This is a genomic window from Nostoc sp. (assembly GCF_035638895.1).
Classification (GTDB): Bacteria; Cyanobacteriota; Cyanobacteriia; order Cyanobacteriales; family Nostocaceae; genus Nostoc.
The window spans coordinates 1-2,051 of the sequence record NZ_DASQZC010000671.1; the positions used below are offsets into that span (position 1 = coordinate 1).

General features: G+C 41.9%; 2 protein-coding genes. Both read right to left on the reverse strand.

Translation table 11 applies throughout. From position 1 onward, the window contains the following. Nucleotides 1–407: 407 nt before the first annotated feature. Nucleotides 408–620, reverse strand: coding sequence for a thiamine pyrophosphate-dependent enzyme (locus VE944_RS31655; RefSeq protein WP_324987033.1), 213 nt, complete (start codon nucleotides 618–620; stop codon nucleotides 408–410). An 81-nt stretch (nucleotides 621–701) separates the two neighbouring features. Further along, nucleotides 702–1,823: an aldo/keto reductase gene (locus VE944_RS31660; RefSeq protein ID WP_324987036.1), complete on the reverse strand. Its 1,122-nt coding sequence runs from the start codon at nucleotides 1,821–1,823 to the stop codon at nucleotides 702–704. Between the last annotated feature and the right edge of the window lie 228 nt (nucleotides 1,824–2,051).

Below are 2,051 nucleotides of genomic sequence, written 5' to 3' on the forward strand. Positions count from 1 at the left end.
TGGCTGCCTTCTTTGTTTTGCCACGCACTCAATATCTTTTGTCGTAAGTCAATTGAATATGCTGCCATCTTTAAATATTATTCTTTACATTTTTACACTTTACTATCTTTGTGGCGGGTTTGATATCAAATTGCTGTAAATTGCCCCTACATTTCATACTTGATGCGTAAGTCCTAATTCAATCTCACGCTTTGACAAAAATTTTTAAGTTTTTAGTTTTGACTTGCTCAGACAGGCCAAAGTCACTGATTAATTCTCTGATATATCAGACATAATATACCTCTTAATTAAATTTCAAATTTCTCCTTAAATCAACTGTCGCACCTGATCTCAGAGGATTGTCAGAGCAATTTTCTCACGGTTAGGTTTGCTTTTAGCGAGTGATTCGGCAAACTTGGTCGCTTGTTCTAGGTGATTTTCGGAGGTAAAGCTGGTTCCAAGGGGTCAACGATCGCTTCTACAATTACTGGCCCTGCTGTAGCAAGCGCCCGATCCAAAATTTCACTGCATTCAGATGGATCTTCAATTGTCATGCCTACACCACCACAAGCTTGGGCAAAGGCTGCAAAGTTGATTGATTCTAATTCACAGCCATACTCTGGATTGCCTAGAAAAACCATTTGTTCCTACTTAATCTGCCCCAATATTGGAGATAGGGCATTGGGTTTACTTGTCCCCTTGTCTCCCTGATCTCCCCAATCTTACGTTTGCACTTGGCTTTGAGGTGGAAAACCATGTTGGATTCTGCCTTCATCGCCATCAAACTTCATGGAGGTTTTGAAGAGTTCAAAACGCCCATCAGTTGCATATTGCACGCAACGATCGCGCAACGCTTGCATTTCTTTTGCTTGCATCGGTTGAAAACCACGGGCGATTGCTAAATTTTGCCGCAGTACTTCCAGCGAATCAATACCGCTAACAAGTGTAGCGATCGGTAAACTCATAACATAGCGGATGGCTTCCTGGGGAGTAACTACACCTTTTTTCACTGCATCACCAGTACCACTGAGACTTTTCATACCAATTACGGCAATTCCCCGTTTATTCAGTTCCGGTAGTACTTGCCGTTCAAAGCTTCTAAAACTAGCATCAAAACAATTAAGCGGCAATTGCACCGCATCAAATGGGTAATTGTAAGAGAGCATTTTTAGATGAATAGCGGGGTCTTTATGACCCGTAAAGCCAACGAATCTGACTTTACCTTCTTTTTTCGCCTGATCCAGAGCTTCAATTGCTCCGTTGGCACGAAAGATTTTTTCTGGATCGTTGTCGTAAACAACTTCGTGGATTTGCCACAAGTCGAGGTAATCGGTTTTGAGACGACGCAGAGATTCTTCAAGTTGCTGCATGGCTACTTTGCGATCGCGTCCGTGGGTGCAAACCTTAGTCATCAAAAAAGCCTTGTCTCGTCGCCCTTGCAACGCCTCTCCCATCCACTCTTCACTAAGATGCTTGTTATACTCCCAAGCGTTATCCATGAAGGTGATGCCATTGTCAATAGCTTCGTGGGTGATGCGAATCGCCTCTTCCTTGCTCTTTGCTTGCCCTAAAGTTGCACCTCCAAGTGCGATCGCTGACACTTTCACCCCTGTTTTTCCCAGTGGACGCAGAGGAATTTCACCAGTGTTTGTGTTGTTCGTTGGAGTTGCAGATGATGCTGGAACCTCTGCCGCTTCTACTTCGGGATTGGCATTGAGAATGTGGTCAGCAAAAATTGCCCCTGCACCTGCACCGATAAAACCTATTCCTTTTAAAAAATGTCGCCGTTTTACCTCTACAGGTAGATGTTTTTGGGCGGCTTCATTATTATTTTGTTCTACCATTGATTTTTTGTAATTAAAAATACTTTTGCCAATTTCGTTCATTACATATTTGTAAATAATTCGTAATTGAATCCTTAACTACGAATTACGAATTACGAATTACGAATTACGAATTAGTTACAGACGTGATGGTGTCAAGAAACTAATTGTTTGTGGTTTGAAACTCGATGTACTATCCCAATAATTAACCTGGTTAATATTCACCTTAAGCAAAGCAATATCGGGTTC